We start from the raw sequence: 8,294 nt of genomic DNA, 5'->3' as shown, positions 1-8,294 counted from the left end.
CTGCCCCCAGAGAGCCCCCGGCGCCCCGCGCCGGGGGTTCTCGGCCGTTGTGCCGTCCCCTGCCGCCCCGCAGGACCTCGGACTTCAACTTCCGCAGCCACAACTACGGGAGTTCGGGGGCGCATTCAGGGACGTTCGGCCCGTGGGTGACGGCGCGCCAGTTCTCCATCTCACCACCCGTACCAAATTGTTACTGTCGAGTAACTGGCGATTCGCTCGATTTGCCGGAATTTAATGATGCTTTAATGATCACGTCGCCTCAAAGCGAAACCCCTCTGCCGTCTGACCCTCGGCAGGGGGAGGCGACCCAACGAAACATCTGTGCATTCAGGGGGAGTTCCGGGCGGCGCTCGGCGATCTCGGGGGATTGACGTGCTCACGCTAGGGCTGCCCGCGCAGCCCCTATGCGACATGTCCGGCGCCTTTTCGGTGCCGTGTCGGCTTCTCGCTGTTCACCGTGCCACTTCACTCGCTCGTGGATGCACTTGAAAGGCGAACTAGTGAAGCCCGACATGAAGTCTCGTTTTGCCGTGGCCGCGGTCGCTGCTGCCTCGGCGCCGCCACCCGGATCGCCGGCGAGGCGGCCCTCGCCCTGCGCCGGGACCACCCGGAGTACTTCAAGGCCCTTCCGCCCCCCGACCCCAAGACCCTGAGGTCCGGAGTCGGCGGAGACCTCGGCTCCCTCTTCCTGCCCCTCGCCGCCGTAGGCCTCGTCATCGGCGCGGTCGGCATCGCGAACACCACCCTGGTCGCCGTGATGGAGAGAACGGGCGAAATCGGTCTGCGCCGTGCCCTCGGCGCACGCGGGCGCCACATCACCGTGCGATTCCTGTCCGAATCCACCGCCCTCGGACTCATCGGCGGCCTGATCGGCACATCGATCGGGACTGCGGTCGTCGTCTCGGTCTCCGCGGCCCGCCGGTGGAGCCCGGCCCTGGACCCGATCACACTCGCCGCCGCTCCCGTTCCGGGCCTGGCCACCGGCCTCCTCGCCGGCCTCTACCCGGCCTGGCGGGCCTCCCGGATCCCACCGGCAGAAGCCCTCCGCCGCTGAGGCGAGCGCCGGCACTCAGGGAGCGCGCCTGCGCGCGGATCACGGCCGACCACCGGCCGACGGTCCTGCTTCTGCGTGCCGCGGCCCGCCCGCCAAGGCGCTCAGCGCCACCCGCTACTTCGCTCGCAAAGCCGTCGTGATGCACGGCCGCGTCTGCACCGGTCCCGTGTCCGGGCGGTCTTGCGCAGCGAGTCCCCCTATCCACCGACCAAGGAAGCTGCTTTGAGACATCGTGTAAGAAGGCGCAGCGCATCAGCTGCGGCCCTCATCAGTACCGCGCTGATATGCGGCCTGGTGCAGGGTCAGGCATGGGCGGACCCGGTGCAGCCGGCCGCCGATGCCACCGCGGACGCCTCGCAGATCGCGCCCACCGACCGCGAGGAGGTCCTGGGCAAGGGCTGGAAGGCCTCGGCTGACCGGGCGTGGACCACCAGCGGTGACGCCACCGGCTTCCACGTCCTGGTCGCCGACCAGAAGGCCGGCTACGGCTGGCGCACGGCCGCGACGCTCGCCGAGCCCGGCTTCGACGCCGACATGTGGATCGGCAACGCCTGTGTCACCGGGTCGGGCAAGCGGGCCGTGGTCGCATACGCCCCGCGTACGTTCACCAACAAGCCCGAGCTGATGGCGCGGGGCGCGTTCACCGCGGTGGTGGACCTGGACTCCGGCGCCGTCACCAAGCTGGACCGGCAGGCCTCGCTCGCCTACTTCAGCCCGGGCTGCGGCACGGGCGAGACGGCCGTCCTCACCCAGGCCGGCGGCGACACGAAGAACCAGACCCGTCTGCTGACCGTGGACGTCGCCAAGGCGAAGGTCAGCCGGACCACCGAGCTGGCCGGCCAGGTCACCTCCGCCGTTCCGGTCGGCAAGGACATCGTGGCGGCGGACTCCGCCCGCCTCACCCGGATCGACGAGCAGGGCCGCCGCACCACCCTCGCGAGCACCGGCCAGGTGCCCTTCGGGCTCAAGGCCGATGCCGAAGGCGGCCTCGTCTACCTGGACCGCCCCGCCGGCTCGAACGACAAGGGCGAGGTCAGGCGCATCAGCGCGGCCGACATCTCCCGCGGCAACGCCGGCAAGACGAAGCAGAGCGTCCTGGCCCGCGGTGCGCTGACCAAGATGGACGTCTCCAGCAGCGCCGGCGGCGCCGTCTTCATCACCGGCGACACCCAGGCCGCGGACCCGCTGCCCAAGACGGTCCAGCGACGCCCGGACGTCCCCAAGGACTCCACTGCCAGTACCAGCGGCAAGGCGCTCGTCACCAAGGTGGCAACGGCCGACGGGAGCGACCCGCGCAAGCAGCAGGACCTCGCTGCCGAGTCGAAGAAGATCAGCCTCAAGGTCCTCGCCACGGGCAAGGACACCGACTTCACGGTCACGCCGTCCCTGCCCGCCCCCCAGGCCGCCGCGGGAACGGCACCGTCCCCGGCTCTGGCCGCGCCGAACCCGGCCGCCGCGGCAACGGGACCGACCCCGGCTCTGGTCGCGCCGAAGCCGGCGACCGTGCTCGGCGGCTTCGCGCTCGCGGCGCCGAAGACCGCCTCGCTCGGCGAGAGCGAGCGGTACTGCTCGGTGGCGCGCAACGACCCGGCCAAGCAGGCCATGCAGCCCAAGCCGCGTCAGGTGGAGTGGGCCGTCGACCAGATCGTCAACGGGACCCTGGACAAGAACGTCTCCCGGCCGGCGAACTGGAAGAACCTGGGGATGCCCGCGTACCAGCCCCAGACCCTGTTCCCGCGCCTCGGCCTCCACGGCGGCGGCCGGATACCCGCACAGGTCCTGCTGGGCATCACCGCCCAGGAATCCAACATGTGGCAGGCCTCCCGCGTCGTGGTGCCCGGCGTCACCGGCAACCCGCTGATCGGCAACTACTACGGCATCAAGTACGCCGCCAGCGGTCAGCAGACCGACCCGTGGGGCATCAACTGGGCCGAGGCCGACTGCGGGTACGGCGTCACCCAGATCACCGACGGCATGCGCATGCACGGCAAGGAGAAGACCGGGGAACTGCCCCTGACGACTCTGCAGCAGGAAGCCGCCGCGCTCGACTACACGGCCAACATCGCCGCCGGCCAGCGGGTCCTCGCCGACAAGTGGAACGTGACCAATGCGGACGGCCTGAAGGTCAACGACGGCGACCCCAAGTTCCTGGAGAACTGGTTCTTCGCCCTCTGGGCCTACAACTCCGGCTACTACCCCAAGGCGGCGGCTGCGAGCAACGGCGGCCTGTGGGGAGTCGGCTTCACCAACAACCCCGCCAACCCGCTCTGGAAGGCCAACCGCACTCCGTTCCTGGAGGGCCCGGCAGGCGCCAACGACTATTCGCACGCCAAGCACCCCCAGGACTGGCCCTACCAGGAGAAGGTCCTCGGCTGGGCAGCCCGGCCACTGGAGGCCATGGAATCACCGGGCAAGATGGTCGCGGGCTTCCGTGAGGCCTGGTGGACCAGTCCCGCACTGCGCAGCACGGTCAAGCCGGCGGAGAACCTCTTCTGCACCGCTGCCAACAGCTGCGACCCCAGCAAGATCGGCCCGAACGACAAGAACGAACCCGGCCTGGGCGCCTGCAACCGCACCGACCTGAAGTGCTGGTGGAACCAGCCGGTCACCTGGAAGGACTGCACCACCAAGGCGGAGTGCGGCCATGAACTCATGCGCTTCAACGACACCTACAAGGAAGAGGCCGACGGCACCGCCTACCCGCCCAACTGCACCACCCAGGGTCTGCCCGCCAACGCACTCATCGTCGACGACGTGCCCGACGGCACCCCCGTCCACCGCCCGGGCTGCTCCCTGCCCAAGGCCACCAGCGGAACGTTCTCACTGGACTTCGCCACCCCCAGCGCCCGCATCGACTTCCAGCAGCTCGGCGCCGGCTACGGCGGACACTTCTGGTTCGCGCACACCCGGAAGGACGACGCGCAGGGCCAGCGGATGAAGGTCACCGGCACGTGGGCGCTGACGAAGCCCCTCGACGGAGCCGCCAAGGTATTCGTGCACCTGCCGGATCACGGCGCCCACACGAAGTTCGCCAAGTATGAAATCCTGACTCCGCACGGCTGGCGCGAGAGCGTGGTCGAGCAGAAGGGGACAGGAAACCGATGGGTCGACATCGGCGCCTATCAGTTCAAGGGCTCGGCCCCTCAGGTGCGACTTTCGAGCATCACCTCTGACGGAACGGGTGATCAAGACATCGCATTCGATGCGGTTGCCTTCGTTCCTGGAGACTACTCCGGAATGCCGGACATCAGTTTCGGCGACGCGGACCCGAATGCACCCGAATTCGACCAGACGCAGCAGCAGAAGACGGCGGTACCGACGCCGCCCATGAACTTCTCCTGGGCGCCGACCGTGTCGAAGGGCAGCAAGTTCGCGGCGCCCGAGGCGCGCTCCGCCGACTTCACTTGCCAGCTGTCCGGCACCACGTTCAATCGCTATGAGGCCTGCCTCAACAGCAGCACTCCCCTGGCATTCTCCGTCCTCAAGGACGGGAAAAAGCACACCGCGAAGTTCAACGTTTCGCACCAGATTCAGCTCCACCTGAACGAAACATCGATCGACCAGCGGCTCATCGTCACTCCCGTGAGCATCGATCCCGGCCTCGGCAACATCCGCCTCGAATGGCGAAGCCAGTGCGGCGCGACATGCCAGGATGTCGGATCCCCCACGTGGTACAACACGCCGACGTGGAGTCCAGGCGATACCCATGTGGCGGTCGGCGGCCTCGGAAAATTCTGGACCGGAACCTCTGGCACCGAAACCCTTCAACTGGAATCCGTTCTCACCGGGATTTCCCCCATCGGAGGCGCCACGACCACGTGGAAGGACGATGACCTGGCTGTCCGCTGTGATGCCATCATCGGCGACAACGCCAAGCCGGGATGCGTGTTTCCCAAGTTCATACCGACGTACACCGTGAATTCCAAGAAGTACCCGGCTGCGGCCGCCCTGTACTGGCTCCTGATGGAGAAGCTGGAAACGCACCCTGGCAGCGAGAAGCACAAGAGTCCTCTTTCTCGGCAGGCCGATACGGCGATCAGCGACAAGAATCGCGACAAAATATGTGACCGCACTTTCATCCCCGTGCCGAACGGGCAGACCGGCGACAGGAATAAATCATCCTGCGATGAGTACCCCTTCGCAAAAGCCAGGGAGAGCGGCGGGTCCACGCTGAGCTCCGGAAAGGAATGCGCCCAATTCTTTGCGGTATGGGAGAAGAAGCCGGGGGAGCAGAAGGCGAAGTGGCGGCTGAAGTATCACACCAGCTTCCCGCTTCCCACCTTCAAGGAGGTCTGCGGACGTGGCGACATCCCGCTGGGGCAGAACTCTGCAGCGGGCGGCGGGCTGGGTAACTTCACCAAGGCGGTTCGCCTGCACGACAAGGACCGCTACTATGTGAGCACTCCAGGGTTCGAGAATTGCAACCAGACGCTCTGCGAACTCCCATAAGATACGAACTGCCATAAAATAGACGTGTGGCCCGCCGGATGTCCGGCGGGCCACACGCGGTTTGCTCACTCGACTCAGGGCGTCGCCTCGGCAACGCCGGCGAGCAGTTCACCGTCCACGACCAGTTCGCGCGGGAGTCCCAGCCCGAAGGCCCTTTCGGCGAGTCCGAGCATTGCATCGACCGACGAAATGCCGGAATCCCGCCCTTCGACTCGCAGTCCGGATTCCACCATGTGGGAAAGCAGAATATCGCGATCGGCCCCGTCGCGGAGATCAGGAAGGCCGGGATCGAAGCTGCACAACGTCTGTCCGTTCTTCGCGTAGGCGAACCACGGAATGGTCTCGGTGCGCACAATGGCAACGGTCTCGGCCACAGCGGAGACATGCTGCAGGGCATCGCTCTCCAGAACGTGGGCTCCCCACGACTGGACGGCGAATGACCACGGCCCGACCGAACCGGCTCGCAGCACGCTCCGCTCCTCGGGATCTTCGTGCTGGAATTCCTCGGCGTCGTCCCGGTCCATGACTTGGAAAGACCCTTCCTCGCAACCCATCAGCTCGAGAAGCGTCCGAGGTTCCACATCGCGCGCGAACAGCACGGAGAACCCCTGGGGGAAAGAGGACGGAAGCCAGGTGAGACCGTCTTCCAAAACCGACATATGAGCCCCTAGCGAAGTGTCTTGATGCGGTAGACGATACCGACGCGCGATGAGTGGACTGCGCACGGCCGCTCGTGCGGCTGCTCACAGCAGAGTGGGTGATCCGGAGCCCCTGCCGAACGGCAGAGGGACCCCGGGGGTTTCCGCCGATCGGCAGATGGAGCCGGGGGCGGCGGGCCGCGAGGCTCTACCCGTAACCGAAGGGCCCTCGGGCCTCTCCACCTTCACTGCACGGGAGTTGACGATGAAGAACCGCACGCGCGCCCTGGCCGTCGCCGGATCCGCCGCCCTGCTCGGGACGCTGATGGCTGCGGCCCCCGCCCCGGCGGCGCCGGCCGGGGCGAAGCTCGCCTCGGTGCACGGGCTCGGAACCGTGTTCTACCCGTACAGCCCCGAGGACGACATCCGCTTCACGGTCGACGCGACGTCAGCCCCTTGGAGCCGGCCGCTCCGGGCCGAGGGCGGGGAAAGGGGCCTGCCGACGGACGCCGTCGGCAAGGTCACCGTCCACCACCACGTCACGGCGACGGGCTACACCGCCGTCTCCGAGGGGGAGGTGGACTGCCTGGTCACGGGCGGCAGGACGGCCACGGTCACCGCAGTGGTGAAGACCTCGAACGTCGGCTGGGAAGGCCGGCGGATCGGCCTCAGCGTCCAGGACGGCATGCGCGGCGAGCCCGACCGCGTCGGCTTCTCGTGGGACATCGCCAACCTCGACACGAAGCCCGACGGCTCCTTCACCCAGCCCCCGGCGGGCACCTGCATGGCTCCGGCCCCCTTCACGGAGGTCACCAAGGGCGGCTACAAGGTCACTCCCGCCCCGCTGGCCCCGAAGCCGTAGCCGCAGCCGCAGTTCGTCACATCCGCCCCGTCAGCAGCCGCGCCTCGACCGGGGTGGCCCACCACCCGGCCGCCCGCGCAGCAACGACCTCGGCGATGCTCAGCCCGTACACCCGGCGCAGCAGCGCGATCGGCACCCCGTCGGGCCCGCCGACCGGGAGGTGGACCGTGCCCTGCCGGGCCACGATGCGCTCCCGGACCCAGGGCGGCGGTACGCCCCTGCCGTCGTCGCAGGCGTAGACCTCGTACCGCGGACAGTGCTCGAACCCCGCCCAGTGCAGCTCGCCGTCCCGGATGAACTGCCAGTCCTCCTGGACGCACTCCTCGCACGGCTCGCAGTGAAGGGTCACGTACGCCTGCTGTTCGGCCATCCGGGCAGGATGCGGTACCGGGGCGTCCCACGCATCCGGATAACGTCTGGGGCATGACGCAGATGCAGCCCCTCACCGCCCGCGCCGTGCGCGTCATCGCCCACCGCGGGGCCTCCCACGAGCACCCCGAGCACACCCTCGCCGCCTATCGGCAGGCCATCGCCGACGGGGCCGACGCGCTCGAATGCGATGTGCGGCTCACCGCCGACCGGAAGCTCGTCTGCGTGCACGACCGGCGGGTGGAGCGGACCTCGGACGGGCGCGGGGCGGTCTCCGGGATGACGTACGAGGAGTTGTGCGCGCTCGACTTCGGCGGCTGGAAGGGCCGGGAGCACCGCGGGGCGCAGGTGCTGCTCTTCGAGGACCTGCTCAAGGAGGCGCTGGCCGCCGACCGGCCCGTCGGGCTGGCCGTCGAGACGAAGCACCCCGGCCGCGCCGGCGGCCGTCTGGAGGCCGAGCTCGTACGGGTCCTGAAGGACCACGGGCTGGCCGACGGCTCGGCCGGCCTGGTCGAGGTGATGAGCTTCTCCCGCAACGCCCTGACGAGGCTGCACCGGCTCGCACCCGGCCTGCCCTCCGTCTACCTGATCGAGCGGCGGCTGCGGCCGGTCCGGCCGCCCTTCGCGGGGCACGCCGGGCCGGGCATCGACCTGGTGCGCAAGGATCCGGGGCTGGTGGCCCGGCTGAAGGCCAGGGGGCTGCGGGTGCGGGTGTGGACGGTCGACGAGCCCGAGGACGTGGAGCTGTGCGTGCGGCTCGGCGTGGACACCCTGATCACCAACCGGCCCCGCGAGGTACGGGAGTACCTCCGCTCCTTGTGACCGGCCTTGTGACCGGCCTGGAACCACCCGGCCGGGGTGCGCCGGCCGGGTGGTTCCAGGCCGGTCACAAGGCCGGTCACAAGGAGCGGAGGTACTCCCG

At 68.6% G+C, this 8,294-nt stretch carries 5 protein-coding genes and 1 pseudogene; 4 read left to right on the top strand and 2 right to left on the bottom strand.

Translation table 11 applies throughout. The features are described from left to right. Positions 1-553: 553 nt before the first annotated feature. Positions 554-1,054, top strand: a pseudogene (locus tag PV721_RS38100) (ABC transporter permease); the annotation flags it as partial. 180 nt (positions 1,055-1,234) lie between these two features. Continuing rightward, complete coding sequence (locus PV721_RS38095) at positions 1,235-5,503, top strand: hypothetical protein (RefSeq protein ID WP_319732631.1); 4,269 nt, start codon at positions 1,235-1,237, stop codon at positions 5,501-5,503. Between the two features lie 74 nt (positions 5,504-5,577). Here the strand turns inward: PV721_RS38095 and PV721_RS38090 are convergent, their stop codons facing one another. Continuing rightward, positions 5,578-6,162: a DUF6461 domain-containing protein gene (locus PV721_RS38090; RefSeq protein WP_319732629.1), complete on the bottom strand. Its 585-nt coding sequence runs from the start codon at positions 6,160-6,162 to the stop codon at positions 5,578-5,580. Between the two features lie 244 nt (positions 6,163-6,406). Here PV721_RS38090 and PV721_RS38085 point away from each other — a divergent pair, with 244 nt between their 5' ends. Further along, complete coding sequence (locus PV721_RS38085; RefSeq protein ID WP_319732627.1) at positions 6,407-7,003, top strand: hypothetical protein; 597 nt, start codon at positions 6,407-6,409, stop codon at positions 7,001-7,003. A 16-nt stretch (positions 7,004-7,019) separates the two neighbouring features. On the opposite strand, the gene PV721_RS38080 is transcribed toward PV721_RS38085, so the two are convergent. After that, positions 7,020-7,373, bottom strand: coding sequence for a hypothetical protein (locus PV721_RS38080; protein WP_319732625.1), 354 nt, complete (start codon positions 7,371-7,373; stop codon positions 7,020-7,022). Between the two features lie 62 nt (positions 7,374-7,435). Here PV721_RS38080 and PV721_RS38075 point away from each other — a divergent pair, with 62 nt between their 5' ends. Continuing rightward, on the top strand, positions 7,436-8,194 hold the full coding sequence (locus tag PV721_RS38075; protein ID WP_319732633.1) for a glycerophosphodiester phosphodiesterase: 759 nt from the start codon (positions 7,436-7,438) through the stop codon (positions 8,192-8,194). Positions 8,195-8,294: the final 100 nt, after the last annotated feature.

The organism is Streptomyces sp. MB09-01 (assembly GCF_033794505.1).
GTDB lineage: Bacteria > Actinomycetota > Actinomycetes > Streptomycetales > Streptomycetaceae > Streptomyces.
The sequence above is the reverse complement of the archived record's forward strand: the minus strand, read 5'-3'. Positions and strand labels throughout refer to the sequence as shown.

Bases quoted from the DNA above. Each gene is read 5' to 3' on its own strand.
- PV721_RS38085 (WP_319732627.1), top strand. From the start codon at position 6,407: ATGAAGAACCGCACGCGCGCCCTGGCCGTCGCCGGATCCGCCGCCCTG.
- PV721_RS38075 (WP_319732633.1), top strand. From the start codon at position 7,436: ATGCAGCCCCTCACCGCCCGCGCCGTGCGCGTCATCGCCCACCGCGGG.
- PV721_RS38080 (WP_319732625.1), bottom strand. From the start codon at position 7,373: ATGGCCGAACAGCAGGCGTACGTGACCCTTCACTGCGAGCCGTGCGAG.
- PV721_RS38090 (WP_319732629.1), bottom strand. From the start codon at position 6,162: ATGTCGGTTTTGGAAGACGGTCTCACCTGGCTTCCGTCCTCTTTCCCC.